Here is a 16,673-nt window from a genome sequence, read left to right on the forward strand (position 1 = left end):
TAAAGTACCGTTCAAATCCAATTTCTATTGGAAAAGTAGGGTACTAAACGCTTTCAATTCTAGACCTATGTTGTGAAAAAAGCAACCCTTTCCGCACAAATATTGACGAAAGTATGAATATTTTTTTAGTTTTCAAAACATAATAATTACTTACTCAATCATCGTACTTCACAAATGATTTATTGCTTCTCCAGCCTTTATTCTCCATTTCAAGAAAAAAGCCTGCTTGCTCAGCAAACAGGTTGTAGTAATACGAGTGACGATCATTTTCGCACAAGTGCTCGCTCATCCCTATACAGCGATTCATCTTTGGAGCACGACGACTGTCAACCATGCCCTCTAGCGTGTGCCAAAACTTACCTTGGTTCAACAATTAACTTAATGGCAGTACGTTCTTCTCCATCAATCAGAATGTCTGTAAAAGCCGGGATACAAATTAAATCAACTCCGCTAGGTGCCACAAATCCTCTTGCTATTGCTACTGCCTTTACGGCTTGATTCAATGCACCCGCACCTATGGCTTGGATTTCCGCAGCTCCTCTTTCCCGCAGAACTCCGGCAAGCGCACCAGCTACAGAATTAGGATTAGATTTTGCTGAAACTTTTAATATTTCCATTCCTAGCTCCTCCTCGTTTACCCCTCCTGATGTTCATCTATTGAACAGGTCAGGTATATATGATTCCATTGCTACTATATTCAAATGTTAAATCACATATTCCAGCTTGGACAAAATAATGAAAAATTTGCTTCATCCATTGAAGAAGGAATTAACTCGGAGGACGCTGTATTCAATTATGAGTAGAACGGATGATCCTCGTTGATTAAAATACGCTCAATTTTTTTAGCATAGCCCGTTTTATCATCCAACTGAATCAATACACCACTTAGTTGTGTTCTCCCTGTTTTCGGCACTTCAAAACGAACGGGTAAGCTTGTTAAAAATCTCTTTAAGACGACTTCTCGATCCATGCCAAGTATTCCATCATATGGACCTGTCATGCCCACGTCTGATATGTATGCTGTTCCTTTAGGTAAAATGCGATTATCAGCTGTCTGTACATGCGTATGAGTCCCAACGATAGCGGAAACTCTCCCATCCAAATACCAACCAATCGCTTGCTTTTCACTTGTTGCTTCACCATGAAAGTCAACAAAGATGAATGGAGTTCTCTCCTTGGCCTCAGCTACGAGCTCATCTGCTTTCGTAAATGGATCATCAATTGCTGGCATAAATGTACGCCCTTGAAGGTTAATGACCGCAATTTCGATTTGATTCATTCTTAAATAAACAATCCCTTTTCCCGGATTATTCTCAGGAAAATTAGCAGGCCTAACGAGGTATTTAGCTTCTTCAATAAACTCGAAAATTTCACGATTATCCCAAGTATGATTCCCCATTGTAACTGCTTGAGTCCCTACTTCTAAAAAGCTGCGGTAGATTTTTTCAGTAATCCCTTTTCCACCTGCCGCATTCTCACCGTTAATGATTGTGACATGGGGACGATATTTTTCCTTTAGCTTTGGTACATATTCCATAACCATATCTCGTCCCGGAGAACCTACTACATCACCAATAAATAATATATCCATATTCATTTAGTCCTTTCTCGAAGCCAACATTCTAATGGTTCATTATACCAAAAAAGCAAAATAAATAAAACGGTGCATCTGCACCGTTTTATTTATTTTGCATATTCAACAGCTCTTGTTTCGCGAATAACTGTTACTTTTATATGACCTGGATAATCGAGCTCAGCCTCAATTTTCTTGCGAATATCTCGCGCAAGACGATGAGATTCTAAGTCGTCAATTTGATCAGGTTTTACAATAATACGAACTTCTCTCCCAGCTTGAATAGCGAATGACTTCTCAACCCCATCATAGGACTCAGAAATTTCTTCTAACTTTTCTAAGCGACGGATATAGTTCTCTAATGTTTCTCTTCTTGCTCCAGGTCTAGCTGCTGATAAAGCATCTGCAGCTGCTACAAGAACGGCAATGACAGATTGCGGCTCACTATCGCCATGATGGGAAGCAATACTGTTAATAACCACTGGGTGCTCTTTATACTTCGTAGCAAGCTCTACCCCAATTTCGACGTGACTTCCTTCCACTTCATGGTCAATCGCTTTTCCAATATCATGGAGTAATCCAGCACGGCGAGCCAATGTTTCATCTTCACCAAGTTCTGCCGCAAGTAGTCCAGAAAGCTGAGCAACCTCAATAGAATGTTTGAGTACATTTTGACCGTAGCTTGTACGGAACTTTAGACGACCAAGAATTTTAATTAAATCTGGGTGAAGTCCATGTACACCAACTTCAAAGGTTGTTTGTTCACCGATTTCACGGATATGTTCATCCACTTCGCGTCGAGCTTTATCAACCATCTCTTCAATACGCGCTGGATGAATTCGACCATCCTGAACAAGCTTTTCTAAAGCAAGTCTAGCTGTTTCTCTTCGAATTGGATCAAATCCAGATAAAATGACCGCTTCCGGAGTATCATCAATAATGAGGTCAATTCCAGTAAGGGTTTCGAGTGTCCGAATATTACGGCCCTCACGCCCAATGATGCGTCCTTTCATTTCATCATTTGGTAAGCTTACAACTGAAACCGTTGTTTCAGCTACGTGGTCCGCTGCGCATCTTTGGATGGCCAGTGACAAGATTTCTTTTGCTTTCTTGTCCGCTTCCTCTTTTGCTCTATTCTCACTCTCTTTAACCATTAAAGCGACTTCGGTGGATAATTCATTATCCATTCGCTCTAAAATGATGGACTTCGCCTCATCACGCGTTAAGCCTGAGATGCGTTCAAGCTCAGATTGTTGCTTCTTTAAGATCTCGTCCACTTTGCTTTCCATCTCTTCAATATGCTGTTGTCTTTTGTTAAGAGAATCGTCCCTCTTTTCTAATAGTGATTCGCGTTTATCTAACGACTCATCTTTTCGATCTAAGTTTTCCTCTTTTTGCATTAAACGATTTTCTTGTTTTTGCAACTCATTTCTTCGATCACGAATTTCACGTTCAGCTTCTGTTCGAAGCTTGTGAATTTCATCCTTTGCTTCTAGCAGAGCTTCCTTTTTTGTAGAGTCCGCATCACGCTTTGCATCCTCTAAAATTTGCTCCGCCGCATCTTTTGCACCTGCAATCTTTGCTTCAGCAACGGATTTACGAACAAAATAGCCAACAACTGCACCGACGAATAGGCCAAGCAAAATGGAGATGATTGTAACAACTAGATCCATCATTTCACCTCCTCTTGCTATGAACTTTTGTTTTTACGTTTCTAAACTGTCGGCATGTACATTGTCAAACATCAATATACAGCACAAAGGCTTTTTCACGTTTTAATCATTATAAAAATTGTAAAATATACATATTAATTGTAAAGGTGTGAATTTTTATTGTCAAGTGCTTGTCTTGTCTGCTTTTTCCAGCGCAAATTGAGCGTGAAGATCTATAGGTTTTTCATAATATGAAAGTGCTCAACCAACTATAAAAAATCACATACAAAACAGCAAAGCGTATCAGCTTTGCTGTTTCAGATAAATGGACACAAATCTGCCTATTGCATGCATCAATTTAATGCGTTCTTAGAAAAAATGGTTCTTAATCTACAAGATCAAATGTTTCTTGATCTTCATCCTCACCTTCGATGACCTTAACACCATCTAAGCCATAGTGTTCACGGATCTTCTGCTGAATTTCAAGGCGAACTTCTGGATTCTCTTTTAAGAATAACTTCGCATTTTCTCGACCTTGGCCAAGGCGCTCATTGTTATAGGAATACCAAGAACCACTCTTTTGGACAATATCACTCTCAGAACCTAGGTCGATGATCTCTCCCTCTTTTGAGATTCCTTCTCCATACATAATATCCACTTCTGCCACACGGAACGGTGGAGCTACTTTGTTTTTCACGACTTTGATCTTTGTCTTATTCCCAACCATGTCATTGCCTTGCTTTAATGATTCTGCACGACGAACTTCTAAACGGACAGAAGAATAGAATTTCAGAGCACGTCCTCCTGGTGTGACCTCAGGGTTACCAAACATGACCCCTACTTTTTCACGAATCTGGTTGATAAAGATGGCAATCGTTTTAGACTTATTGATGGCACCAGATAGCTTACGAAGAGCTTGAGACATTAGACGAGCTTGAAGACCTACGTGAGAGTCTCCCATTTCCCCTTCAATTTCCGCCTTCGGTACAAGGGCAGCAACAGAGTCAATAACAAGAATATCGACCGCTCCACTTCTTACAAGCGCTTCAGCTATTTCAAGTGCTTGCTCACCAGTATCAGGTTGTGACAAGAGCAATTCATCAATATTAACCCCAAGCTTAGAAGCGTAAACCGGATCTAAAGCATGCTCCGCATCGATAAATGCAGCTTGTCCCCCTTCAGCCTGAACTTCTGCAATAGCGTGTAAGGCAACAGTTGTTTTACCTGAACTTTCAGGTCCATAAATTTCGATAATACGTCCACGAGGATATCCACCAATTCCAAGAGCTGCATCTAACGCTAAAGAGCCACTTGGAGAAGTTGAGATTTGACGATCTGTTTGTTCGCCCAATTTCATGATGGAACCTTTACCAAATTGTTTTTCTATTTGTTTCAACGCCATTTCTAAGGCCGCTTGACGATCACTCACTATAAATTCCTCCTTAATTCTACCAATCGGTTCATCTCTATTAAAAACCTATCTTTAATATAACTGTTTTCTACTCATTTGTCGAGAAAAAAATCGAACATTCATTCGTTTTTTTTGACCGAAAACAAATCCCCAAAAAACAACTTTTACTAGGGGAAAAACAACATTTCAATCCGAATTGCATCTGAATTGAAATCATTTCCTCTAACTATCTGAAAATAAAAATCACAGGAGCGATTAGTTTCGCACCTGTGATCCCTTTAACGTATTAAGAAGGAAATGACATCCATGCTTAATTGTTCTAATACGGATTCCTTCTCTCGTGCCTGCTAACTGCAGTTGCTCATAGATTGGTTCTTGTCCTTTAATAGAAACGCCGATAAAGACCATCCCTACAGGTTTTCCTTCTTGCTTCGCTGGTCCAGCAACACCTGTAAAGCTGATTCCAATGTCTGCTTGGATAATGGAGCGAACATTTTCAGCAAGTTCCATCGCACATGCCGCACTGACTGCCCCATCCGTATCCGTTGTTTCTTTTTTCACTTTAAGAACATGATTCTTCACTTCAGTAGCGTAACAAACGACTCCGCCCTTAAACACATCCCCAGCACCAGAGATCGAAGTTATTTCCTGTTGAAAAAGTCCTCCTGTTAAACTTTCAGCACATGCAATAGATAAATCTCGTGCATCCAATTCACGAAATAACTCATTCATCAAAGAAGTGGAATCGTAGCCATAGAAATATTCTCCCACCCTTGAGAGAATCTGGTGCTCCGTATCATCGATGAGCTGATTTGCAAGCTTTTCATTGTTAGCCTTTGCTGTCAATCTAAGCGTAACCTCGCCGTCTGAAGCAAGCGGCGCAATCGTCGGATTTTGTTGTCCATCAATTAAATCTTCAATTTCCGTCTCTAACGTTGATTCCCCAATTCCAAAAAATCGCAAGACACGAGAAACGATTTTGTCATTACTAGGCTGATTCTTCAAAAGTTCTTTTTCGCCATATTGTAGAAACATAGGTTCTAACTCTTTAGGCGGTCCTGGGAATAACATATATGTTCGATTATTGACAGTCGCCACCATTCCAGGTGCCATTCCATGATCATTCGGAAGGACAGTTGAACCTTCTAATACAAGCGCTTGTTTGCGATTATTCTCTGTCATGACTCGATTCGTCGCTTGAAAATATTCCTCGATTGACTTTAAGGCAACTTCGTCATGAACTAAAGGTTTTCCTAAGTGCGATGCGATCGTCTCTTTTGTTAAATCATCCTTTGTCGGCCCCAGTCCGCCTGTCATAATAATCAAATCAGCCCTGCTTTCAGCATTCTCAAGGGCAAGCTTCAAGCGTTCTGGATTATCACCGACCACCGTATGGTAATAAACATTGACACCAATGTTTGCAAGTTGTTTCGACAGAAATTGAGCGTTCGTATTGACAATCTGACCGAGTAGTAACTCTGAACCAACTGCTATAATCTCTGCATTCATCCAAAACACTCCTAACTATGAAAGATTAGTAAGCCCTATATTCTATTATTTTGAATTGATAAAAACATGTTTGTTTTTACTAAAATAATCCCAACCAGACCATACGGTAAAGAACGCAGCTATCCAAAGTGCGATGTCTGCAAATGGAAGAGAGATTAATTCAAAAATCATATTATGTAGTAGTAGCGCTGAAATCGCAATAATTTGTGTCCATGTTTTAATTTTTCCAAGCATATTGGCTGCAACAATTTCCCCTTCTCCAGCTAATATTGCCCGAAGTCCTGTAACAGCAAATTCACGGCTAATAATTAACACGACAATCCATGACGACGCCATACCAAGTTGGACTAACACAATTAATGCGGCTGACACCAATAATTTATCTGCTAGTGGATCTAAAAATTTTCCTAAATTTGTAACTAAGTTCAATTTACGAGCATAATACCCATCAATCCAATCAGTCGTCGAAGCAATGATAAAAATTAATGCTCCAACAAAATGTGTCACAGGAAGTTCTGCGCCAAGAAAACTCATTTCTCCCCATGAAAAAGGATACAACATAATAATTAGAAACAAAGGAATCAGTATAATTCTTGAGACCGTTATTTTATTTGGCAAATTCATTTGATTTACCCTCCAACTTCATAAAAAATTTGCATATTTATAATTATCACTCAATTATTGAGTGAAAGCGAAAAATAGTCACCGAATCGATGACTATTCAGAAGCTTTCATAAAACGAATCGTAATGTCTTGAACGTGATCAGTCGTATTCACGTACTCGATTAATGCATCATTCACATAGATCTCAGTGTTTTTTGAATTCCCTACCCTAATGACTACTTCATCTTCGTTTGATACATCTTCTGTATGATTGTCTGTCGCATTCTCTTTCGTGCTAAGCATACCCTTGAAGAATGATTGTCCAGCACCATTCTTTATCTCGACCCAACTTTCACTAGTGGTAACAACCTTTAATACAAATTGTTCAGCATTTTGAAGTTGATAAGTCGTTTTTTTCCCTTCCGATTCAGCTACTGTAATTTCTTGTTCAGGTACTGGTTCTTCTTCCACTACCTCCGTTTCTTCCGGATCTTCTTCAGTAACATCTTCTTCAACAGGATTCTCTTCTCCTGGTTCGCGAGTTAAATTCTCCGCTTCTTCATAAGAGGCACTACCACCCGTATTATTTTCTACAGGATCATTAGCCTCATTTCCTCCATCTTTCGGATAAAAATACCAAATGACAGCGAGGGCACCAATAATAAAGAGAAACACTAATATTTTCGGAAGGATATCAAAGAATTTCGAGTTCCCACCAGAGATCGTTTTTCGATTTTGAACCCGGGAAAGTTTTTCTGGAATATCATCTTTGAAAGAAGCTGGGACATCTGCTTGATATTGCTCAAACAGCTCTTCTGGCTCTAACTCGACTGCTTCTGCATATTGCTTTATAAACGCTCGGACATAGAATGGTCCTGGCATCATACTATAGTTTCCTTCTTCTATTCCCTCTAAATATCTTTTTTGAATTTTTGTCACTGCTTGTAAATCATCTAAGCTCATATCTTTTTCAAGACGAGCTTCCTTCAATCGATTCCCTAGTTCTGTCAATTTGTAACACCTTCCAACTGAGTAAATTTCATGATATGTCTATGAAAACCGATCCCATTTCCACACCTAGGACTGTTTTTTTGACATACAATTTTAACCCTCTATCTTATTTTTTGAGATGAATTTAAAAACATTGTCTAAAAATCAAACCCACCAAAATCGGAGTCTGAAAACATATTATTTTTTTCAACAATTTCGTATGTAATTTCTTGCTCTGGATCGTCTCGAAGTTCAATAATATAATCGAAATCATCCAAAGTATATTCCGTATTTTGGACAAATATATCAGGATGTTCCACAACTTTTACAGCAGGAAGTCGCATAATCTCTCTCACTAATTGCCAATGTCGCTCGTTAGCACGCCTCGTTGAAACAATGCCATCAATGATAAATAGATTATCTTCACTGTATTCATCCTCAATTAGTTTATTGCGGATTGTTTGTTTCAGTAAAGTAGATGATACGAATAGCCATCTCTTATTTGCACACACGCTGGCAGCCACTACAGACTCTGTTTTTCCGACTCTTGGCATCCCTCGAATACCAATCAGTTTGTGGCCATCCTTTTTAAATAATTCTGCCATAAAATCAACTAATAATCCAAGTTCATCACGAACAAAACGGAAAGTTTTTTTATCATCTGCATCTCTTTGTATGTATCGTCCGTGTCGAACAGCCAATCGATCCCTTAGCTTAGGAACTCGAAGCTTAATTACTCTTATTGTATCCATTGTATGTAAAATAGACTCAAGTCTAACGATTTGATCATGGTTTTTAGCTAAAATTAACAGCCCTCGTCGGCCTTGATCAACCCCATTAATTGTCACGATATTTATCGAGAGCATTCCTAATAATGACGAAATATCACCAAGTAATCCAGGGCGATTTGTTGTTATTTCATATTCTAAGTACCATTCTTGCTTTTCCATGGAAACCTCCTTAGAAGTAGAAATAAGGAGCGCCTGTTCCAAGGTGATCATAAGGTCCATTTATCGTATATACGTTATCAGCTTGGAAAGAGCAGATATTGGCATTCTCCAAATTATTCTCTTATTCGACAAATTCACCAAAATTAAGCAAATTCATCTAGCTACTATAATAAAGGATTTTCTATGAATATGAAAGGAAAAAACAAGTTCAAGTTTAAGATTAAAGCAAATCAAACCAATTTTATTTAGATCATCTTGCAAAAGAGCGTTTTCTTCGTATGAAATATCATATAATTGCTTTTCATAATCTCCTACAACGATTAAAAAGAGAGGCATTGCCTCTCTTGATGCAGAATATTAACTTTTAAGAATTCCCATTATTTTGAACTAATTTAACCATTACATTTGCAATCGCATGTTGTTCTTCAGGTGTTGCAACAGACCAAAGATCTGATAGAATTCTTTCTTGCTCGTTCTTTGGGTCGACTTGCTTTGCTAAGTAATCTCCAACTTGATAAGCAATATCACTAATAACCTCTTGATTCACGCCTTCACCTTGAGCCTGATGAAGTCGATCTCCTAAAAAGTCTTTCCATTGGTTCCAATTATCAAGTACAGACATAAAATAACCTCCTTAAATGTATTACGTGGTTATTTTGCATACTTGATAAGAATCTTATACATCGTTTAGATCTTTTTCAAACAAAATTCACATATACCAGCCGCCATTTACTGCGATAATTTGACCAGTAATATAAGCGGAACGTTCAGATAGAAGAAACGACACTGTATCAGCAATGTGTTCAGGTTTTCCCAATTGTCCCATCGGAATGTCTTCAGCAATGGTTTCGAGTTCTTGCTCTGAAAAAGTCGTAATCATCGGCGTCTTGATCGCCCCTGGAGCGATTCCATTTACCCTAATCCCATTAAGAGCCACTTCTTTACTAAGTGCTTTCACAAAGGAAATTTGAGCACCTTTTACAGTTGAATAAGCCACTTCACACGCAGCTCCTGTTTGCCCCCAAATAGAAGATACAACAATAATGTTGCCACTTTTCTTCGAGAGCATTTTAGGAAGTAGTTCTTTCGTCATCAACAATGGACTCGTGACATGAGTTGTAATGAGCTTTTGCGCCTCTTCTTCTTCTAAGTCAACGAGAAGGCCGTATTGTCCCATGCCACTATTATGGATAATGACATCAATTGAGAAGATATGAGAAACGAGCTTTTGGTAACCACTATTAGAGGATAAATCCGCTTGTATCGGAACATATTCCCCATCAAAAACTGACAGCTCCTCCAGCAACTGTTGAATAGACTGTTTATTTTTATTGTAATGCAAGTAAAGATTATAGCCTTCTTTCGCTAAATTAAGAGCAATTGCTCGCCCGATTCCCCCACTTGCTCCTGTTACTAACGCATATTTTTTCATCTTACTTCCTACCTACTCCCTACCTATGAAGCACACTTAATTCTTTTTTGGAACTACTTGGCACACAGAAAAACGCTCTTCAGAGATAAATTCATTCGCCACTTTTTGTACATCGTCAATCGTAATTTTTTCTAACGTTGGTACGACATCAAAGAGATTCATCTCATTGAATGCATATCTTGTAAATTGATTAGCAATAAATTCAGGTGAGTTTACCGCTCGTAAAAATCCACCGATCTTCTTCTTCTTCGTTCTTTCTAACATTTCTTCGGCTAAACCACTATCTTTAGCGGCAAAAAGCATCCCCTTTAATCTTTCAACTAACTGTTCTGGATTGCTAGTATCTCCACCAATCATCGCAAAGCCAAAGCCATGTTCTTGTGTGTAATCATAGGAAAATGTATCATCAATTAACCCTTCATTATACAACGTATCATAATTAGCTGAGCTCTTTCCAAAAAGCATATCTAATAAAACATTTGTCGTTAACTCATTTTTAAGCATCTCCATGCCACTTTGTTGATCGTGAAGGGCCTTAATCCCAAGTAGACATTTTGGTGTTTGTACATTCATTTCAAGAACTTTCTTTGTTTCGTTCGCTTCTTTGATTTCAGGCTCAAATCGACGTTTAATTTCGGGTTGGGATTCGAATGGCTTTTTTTCCTGGTTTTCTTTAATTTGATTCATGATCTGCTCAACTTCGACTGGCCCAACAACAAATAATAGCATATTGCTCGGATGATAAAAGGTGTTATAACATTCATACAGCATATCTTTCGTGATATGCGAAATCGATTCGATCGTACCGGCAATGTCAATTTTCACAGGATGGTTTTGATAAAGATTTTCAATCAAACCAAAGTATAAGCGCCAATCTGGATTATCATCGTACATCGTAATTTCTTGACCGATAATTCCTTTTTCCTTCTCCACCGTCTTTTCTGTAAAGTATGGTTCTTGGACAAAATCCATTAATGTCTCTAGATTCAATTCCACGTCAGACGTGCTGGAAAATAGGTAGGCTGTTCTCGTGAAAGATGTAAATGCATTGGCGGACGCACCTTGGCGACTAAATTGCTGGAAGACATCGCCATCTTCCTTTTCAAACAACTTATGCTCTAAAAAGTGGGCAATTCCATCTGGTACCTTTACATATTGATCCTTACCGAGAGGAATAAAGTGATTATCAACAGAGCCATACTTTGTCGTAAAGGTTGCATACGTTTTATTAAATCCCTTCTTCGGGAGGATATAGACATCTAACCCATTCGCTAATTTCTCATAATAAAGCTCTTCTTGTAATTGCTCAAATGTAATTTTCTCCATTATTTAGCCACCTCCTGTCCCGTTAAAAAGTAAACCGTATCCAGTTGAATCTTCTGAGCCACTTGAACGATGTCTTCTTTTGTCGCTTGATCCATTTGCTCCATCCAGTAATCTAATGTAATTTCTTTTTGTGAAACGACATTGTGATACAAAACTTCAACCATTCCTCTTGCTGTGTCAATCGTTTCTAGAAGTTGATTGCGAATAACTGCTTTTGTTTGAGACAATTCTTGATCGGAAAAATCGCCGTTTTTCATAGCTGTCATTTGTTCATTAATAATCGTTACTGCCTGTTCATAATTTTTATGCTCTATTCCTGACATAACCATCATTAAACCTTTATGGCTTTCCAAGCGACTAGCTGCATAATAGGCCAAGCTTGCTTTTTCGCGGACATTAATAAATAGTTTAGAATGCGAAAAGCCACCATAAATTCCATTTAAAACTTGAAGAGCGTAATAGTCCTCATCCCCATAGCGTACATTCGTCCGAAAACCGATATTCAGCTTTCCTTGCTTCACATCTTGTACCTCATTGATCGTATTGACTTCTCGTTCTCCTGTTATATCGCTTCTCTCCACAAGCTTTGGTTGACGTGGCACAAATTTCATTTTTTCCTTAAGATTTGATACAACTTCTTCTTCTGAAACATCGCCAATAACATATAAGTCCATTTCATCCTCAGCAAACGCCTTCTTATAGTAGGCAAATAAGCTTTCAGCTGTGATTCGATCGACTTCATCCATTTCACCATGAACGTGAAGGGCATATCTTTCCCCTTTACACATTTCTTCGACCAATCTTGTACTTGAGTATTTCATTTTATCATCATAACTAGATTGTATTCTTTGTTTATGAGTACGCTTTTCCTTTTCAACTGTCTCTTGATCGAATGCTTCATCTCTAGCATTGGGATTCAATAAAATTTCTGATAAAAATTCTAGACCTGTCTTCAACAACGGGGTTTTATCTGATAAGAATTTTTCATTTGCCATTTCAAGGGCAAAACTAATGACATGATAATCCCCTTTTTTGGCTAGATCGACATAGAAGCTAGCTCCATAAAGTTCATCTAAATAAGCTCTTAGCTCAGTTGATGTAGGATATGCTTTTGAATTGCTTTGTAATACATAAGGTAATAATGCACGTAATGTGACGTCATCCTTACTTAAAGGTGCTTTCATCTTCCAAACAAGAGTGTTTGTTTTGTACTTTTCCGTTTTTACTATATGAAGATTGTAACCTTGCATTTCTTTAACCGTTTCCGATATTACTGCCATGTATTCTTCCTCCTTAGCATCAAACATACTCCTTACTTATCATACCCAATATTATTTCTTAACTTTTCAAGAAGTTATTTCTACTATACCTTGCCGCTATTTTCCATTTCAAGTAGGAGACAAGTATCGGATCAAAAAAGACCTGACAAATGTCAGGTCTACGATGTATATTAACGATGTCCTTTTACATATGGTATGCCAGAAGCCTTTGGGGCATCTGCACGTCCAACGAAACCAGTTAAAGCTAAAATGGTTAGCACATATGGTGCGATGATTAAGAATACAGATGGTATATTCTGAAGCAATGGAATTTGTGCTCCTGTAATACTTAAGGACGTAGCAAAACCAAAGAATAGTGCAGCTCCCATTGCCCCGATTGGATGCCATTTACCGAAAATCATGGCAGCTAACGCCAAGAAACCTTGACCTGCAATTGTATGTCCTGTGAAGTTTCCCGAAATAGATAGGGCATAAACTGAACCACCAATCCCTGCAAAAACCCCTGATAATACAACTCCAATATAACGCATCCGATTCACATTAATCCCCATCGTGTCAGCAGCCATTGGATGTTCCCCGACAGAACGAAGACGCAATCCAAATGGAGTTTTAAAAATGATATACCAAACTAAAATGGCGAATATAATAGCAATATAGGATGTATAAGGAATACGCGAAAAGAATATGTCCCCGATAACAGGAATGTCAGATAAAAATGGAACATCTTCTTTATTAATACGGTAATCCACAAAATCAGTTTGTCCTTTATTGTAAATTCTTCTGATTAAGAATAGCGTGAGCCCAGCAGCTAACATGTTAATCGCTACACCAGATACCGTTTGATCTGCACGAAATGTAATACTGGCAACGGCATGTACAAGAGAGAAAATCCCTGAAGCAATCGCAGCAACGACGATCGCTATCCACGGTGCTGCAGCACCAACACTGTCTTGAAGAGTCAATGTTGTAACGACACCAGCAAAGGCTCCAAAGAGCATAAGTCCTTCAAGTCCAATATTAACAACACCTGAGCGTTCACTCATTACTCCACCAAGAGCTGTAAATATAAGAGGGGCAGCTGTATATAACGTAGCGGGAATAATAATCACCAAAATATCTAAAAAGCTCATGTTATTTCCCCTCCTTGCTAAAGCGTGTTAAAATCAAGCGAATGAGATAACTTGATGCAACAAAGAAAATGATTAAGGCAATGATAATTTCTACAACCTCTGAAGGGACATTGGCATTGAAATTCATTTGCGGCGCCGCTGTATTTAACCCTCCAAATAGAATACCGGCTATAATAATTCCGAATGGGTTATTTGCACCTAAAAGAGCGACTGCGATTCCATCAAATCCTGTCCCTGTAAATGCAGACAGAACAGTCATATTTTGGAATGTCCCCAAGCCTTCCATGGCTCCGGCAATCCCTGCAAATCCACCTGAGATCGTCATCGAAAGAACGATATTTTTGGAAACATTCATACCAGCATATTGAGAGGCATGACGGTTAAATCCGACTGCTTTTAGCTCATATCCAGTTGTCGTTTTTTCTAAAATAAACCACATAATAATAGCCATAAGGATTGCCGCTAAAATTCCCCAATGAAGGCGAGAACCGTCCGTTAGATCCGCTAAAAATCCAGAAGATAGGGATGCCGAGTCTTGAATTTTATACGATTTTTCATTACCGGCGTATAAGTATCTTTTAATAATATCTGCTGTAGTGTATAGAGCAACATAGTTTAACATGATCGTGACAATAACTTCATGGACTTTAAATCTTGCTTTTAAAAATCCAGGAATCATTCCCCATATTCCACCTGCGATAGCAGCAGCTAAAATAGCTACAGGAACATGGATAATAGCAGGTAAATTGAAGGCGTAGCCGACATATACAGAGGCAAGCCAACCAACTAGTAATTGCCCTTCAACTCCAATATTAAATAAACCCGTTTTAAAGGCGAACCCAACTGCTAGTCCAGCAAGGATGAGTGGTGAAGCAGCTCGAATCATTTCACCGATATTTTTAGGGCTTCCAAACATCCCTTGAAATAGAGCACTAAAGCCTGATACTGGGTCGTAACCACCCAATAGCATGATGATCGCTCCCACAAGCATCCCTAAAATGGCAGAAAAAATGGGAACGATAATATTAAATAACTTGTCATTTTTGAGGAGCTTTTGCATTATGAAACACCTTCTCTTTCTCTCTTACCTCCAGCCATTAATAGCCCTAACTCTTGCTCTGTAGTATCTTTAGGGTCTACTACATCAACGATTTTACCTTCGTAGATAACGGCAATTCTATCACTTAGATTCATGATTTCATCAAGTTCAAACGAAATTAACAGCACTGCTCTGCCTTTGTCTCGTTCCTCAATTAACTTAGAATGAATAAATTCTATTGCCCCAACATCTAATCCCCTTGTTGGTTGAGCAGCAATTAACAAACTTGGACTACGGTCAACCTCTCGCGCGATAATCGCCTTCTGTTGGTTACCACCAGATAAGGCTCGGGCAGGGGTGTACTCAGAAGGAGTTCGCACATCGTACTCAGCAATTAATGCCTTTGCCTTCTCATAGATCTTGCTATAATTTAGAATTCCAGAATTCGAGTATGGTTTTTGATAATATGTTTGTAAGACGATGTTTTCACCTACTGAATAATCTAGCACTAATCCGTGCTTATGACGATCCTCAGGAATATGTCCAATCCCTGTTTCAGTAATTTTTCGTGTTGACAAATGAGTTGTTTCCTTGCCATTTATTTTGATGGCTCCTGATTTTATCTTTCTAAGACCAGTAATTCCCTCTATAAGTTCTGATTGACCGTTTCCATCAACACCGGCAATCCCCAAAATTTCTCCAGCTTTGACTTCTAAGTCAAGACCGTTAACACTTGCAATATTTCTCGCATCTGTAACGACTAAATCCTTGATTTCTAAAACAACGTCTTTTGGTTGGGCCAGTTCTTTATCAACTTTAAAATGAACTTCACGACCTACCATTAGCGCTGCTAACTCATCTGGATTCGTTTCCGAGACATTAACTGTTCCGATCCCTTTTCCTTTACGGATAACGGTACAGCGATCACACACTTCCATGATTTCTTTTAGTTTGTGTGTAATTAAAATAATGGATTTTCCTTCAGCAACAAGCTTATCCATTATTTGAATGAGTTCTTTAATTTCCTGTGGTGTTAGAACAGCTGTTGGTTCATCAAAAATAAGAATTTCTGCACCACGATATAAAGTCTTCAAAATTTCAACCCTTTGCTGCATTCCAACTGAAATATCTTCAATTTTCGCATAGGGATCTACAGCTAAGCCGTATCTCTTTGAAAGTTCTTCAACTTTTTTTGCCGCATCTTTAATATTGATTTTTCCTGCTTTTGTAGGCTCACTGCCTAGAATAATGTTCTCCGTGACCGTAAAATTATGGACCAACATAAAATGCTGATGTACCATACCGATACCTAAACGGTTGGCTACATTCGGATCAGTAATATTTACAGGCTGACCCTTTACCTTTATTTCTCCTTTTTCCGGTTGATATAAACCGAAAAGAACATTCATCAAGGTAGATTTCCCAGCACCATTTTCACCAAGTAAAGCGTGTATTTCCCCCTGCTTTACTTGTAAGGTAATATTATCGTTTGCAACAATGCCTGGAAACTCTTTTCGAATGCCATTCATTTCGATTACGTATTCCACCAATATCACTCCCTATTTGAATGGAAATAATTATCTTGATTAGATCCTTTTAAACAACAATCGATTTTCAAACGTGCACCTTCATTTTTCGAACTTGAGTATCAATAATTTTATGTACGTGATCATCTGGTTGTTTATTGGCTCATTTATTCTACAGACAGGCTATAGAACAAATGAGACAATAACATGTAATTCTTTCCAGCGAACGCTTTACGGAAAAGTAAGGCTAGT

At 38.5% G+C, this 16,673-nt stretch carries 16 protein-coding genes; all 16 read right to left on the bottom strand.

The window, feature by feature from the left end; translation table 11 throughout:
• Positions 1–154 precede the first annotated feature (154 nt).
• The 16 genes from BMSHG_RS01760 to BMSHG_RS01840 all read right to left on the bottom strand — a co-directional run bounded on the left by BMSHG_RS01760 (position 155) and on the right by BMSHG_RS01840 (position 16,442).
• Positions 155–334, bottom strand: a complete 180-nt coding sequence (locus BMSHG_RS01760; RefSeq protein ID WP_148346784.1) for a hypothetical protein — start codon at positions 332–334, stop codon at positions 155–157.
• A 22-nt stretch (positions 335–356) separates the two neighbouring features.
• Positions 357–617 (bottom strand): stage V sporulation protein SpoVS, encoded by a 261-nt coding sequence (spoVS, locus tag BMSHG_RS01765; protein ID WP_003211281.1) that lies wholly within the window; start codon positions 615–617, stop codon positions 357–359.
• Positions 618–793: 176 nt separating this feature from the next.
• Entirely contained in the window at positions 794–1,591 is a 798-nt protein-coding gene (locus BMSHG_RS01770; RefSeq protein WP_026073292.1) for a TIGR00282 family metallophosphoesterase, read from the bottom strand.
• A 92-nt stretch (positions 1,592–1,683) separates the two neighbouring features.
• The gene (gene rny, locus BMSHG_RS01775; RefSeq protein WP_019152713.1) at positions 1,684–3,246 is read right to left on the bottom strand and encodes a ribonuclease Y; all 1,563 of its coding nucleotides are present in this window, start codon (positions 3,244–3,246) and stop codon (positions 1,684–1,686) included.
• Between the two features lie 364 nt (positions 3,247–3,610).
• On the bottom strand, positions 3,611–4,654 hold the full coding sequence (gene recA, locus BMSHG_RS01780; RefSeq protein WP_019152714.1) for a recombinase RecA: 1,044 nt from the start codon (positions 4,652–4,654) through the stop codon (positions 3,611–3,613).
• Positions 4,655–4,891: 237 nt separating this feature from the next.
• On the bottom strand, positions 4,892–6,145 hold the full coding sequence (locus BMSHG_RS01785) for a competence/damage-inducible protein A (RefSeq protein WP_019152715.1): 1,254 nt from the start codon (positions 6,143–6,145) through the stop codon (positions 4,892–4,894).
• 45 nt (positions 6,146–6,190) lie between these two features.
• On the bottom strand, positions 6,191–6,769 hold the full coding sequence (pgsA, locus tag BMSHG_RS01790; protein WP_019152716.1) for a CDP-diacylglycerol--glycerol-3-phosphate 3-phosphatidyltransferase: 579 nt from the start codon (positions 6,767–6,769) through the stop codon (positions 6,191–6,193).
• A 93-nt stretch (positions 6,770–6,862) separates the two neighbouring features.
• Positions 6,863–7,759, bottom strand: a complete 897-nt coding sequence (locus BMSHG_RS01795) for a helix-turn-helix domain-containing protein (protein ID WP_019152717.1) — start codon at positions 7,757–7,759, stop codon at positions 6,863–6,865.
• Positions 7,760–7,896: 137 nt separating this feature from the next.
• Positions 7,897–8,688: a DUF3388 domain-containing protein gene (locus tag BMSHG_RS01800; RefSeq protein WP_019152718.1), complete on the bottom strand. Its 792-nt coding sequence runs from the start codon at positions 8,686–8,688 to the stop codon at positions 7,897–7,899.
• Positions 8,689–9,052: 364 nt separating this feature from the next.
• On the bottom strand, positions 9,053–9,310 hold the full coding sequence (locus tag BMSHG_RS01810; protein ID WP_019152720.1) for a DUF3243 domain-containing protein: 258 nt from the start codon (positions 9,308–9,310) through the stop codon (positions 9,053–9,055).
• A gap of 87 nt (positions 9,311–9,397) precedes the next feature.
• Positions 9,398–10,120: an elongation factor P 5-aminopentanone reductase gene (ymfI, locus tag BMSHG_RS01815; RefSeq protein WP_019152721.1), complete on the bottom strand. Its 723-nt coding sequence runs from the start codon at positions 10,118–10,120 to the stop codon at positions 9,398–9,400.
• A gap of 36 nt (positions 10,121–10,156) precedes the next feature.
• The gene (gene yfmH / locus BMSHG_RS01820; RefSeq protein ID WP_019152722.1) at positions 10,157–11,446 is read right to left on the bottom strand and encodes an EF-P 5-aminopentanol modification-associated protein YfmH; all 1,290 of its coding nucleotides are present in this window, start codon (positions 11,444–11,446) and stop codon (positions 10,157–10,159) included.
• Positions 11,446–12,726, bottom strand: a complete 1,281-nt coding sequence (gene yfmF, locus BMSHG_RS01825; protein ID WP_019152723.1) for an EF-P 5-aminopentanol modification-associated protein YfmF — start codon at positions 12,724–12,726, stop codon at positions 11,446–11,448. Before yfmF ends, yfmH begins: the two co-directional genes overlap by 1 nt.
• 170 nt (positions 12,727–12,896) lie before the next feature.
• On the bottom strand, positions 12,897–13,856 hold the full coding sequence (locus BMSHG_RS01830) for an ABC transporter permease (protein ID WP_019152724.1): 960 nt from the start codon (positions 13,854–13,856) through the stop codon (positions 12,897–12,899).
• Position 13,857: 1 nt separating this feature from the next.
• Entirely contained in the window at positions 13,858–14,916 is a 1,059-nt protein-coding gene (locus BMSHG_RS01835) for an ABC transporter permease (RefSeq protein ID WP_019152725.1), read from the bottom strand.
• The gene (locus BMSHG_RS01840) at positions 14,916–16,442 is read right to left on the bottom strand and encodes an ABC transporter ATP-binding protein (protein WP_019152726.1); all 1,527 of its coding nucleotides are present in this window, start codon (positions 16,440–16,442) and stop codon (positions 14,916–14,918) included. The genes BMSHG_RS01835 and BMSHG_RS01840 overlap by 1 nt, the downstream gene beginning before the upstream one ends.
• Between the last annotated feature and the right edge of the window lie 231 nt (positions 16,443–16,673).

Origin of the sequence: Robertmurraya massiliosenegalensis JC6, assembly GCF_000311725.1 — a bacterium.
GTDB classification, from domain to species: domain Bacteria; phylum Bacillota; class Bacilli; order Bacillales; family Cytobacillaceae; genus Robertmurraya; species Robertmurraya massiliosenegalensis.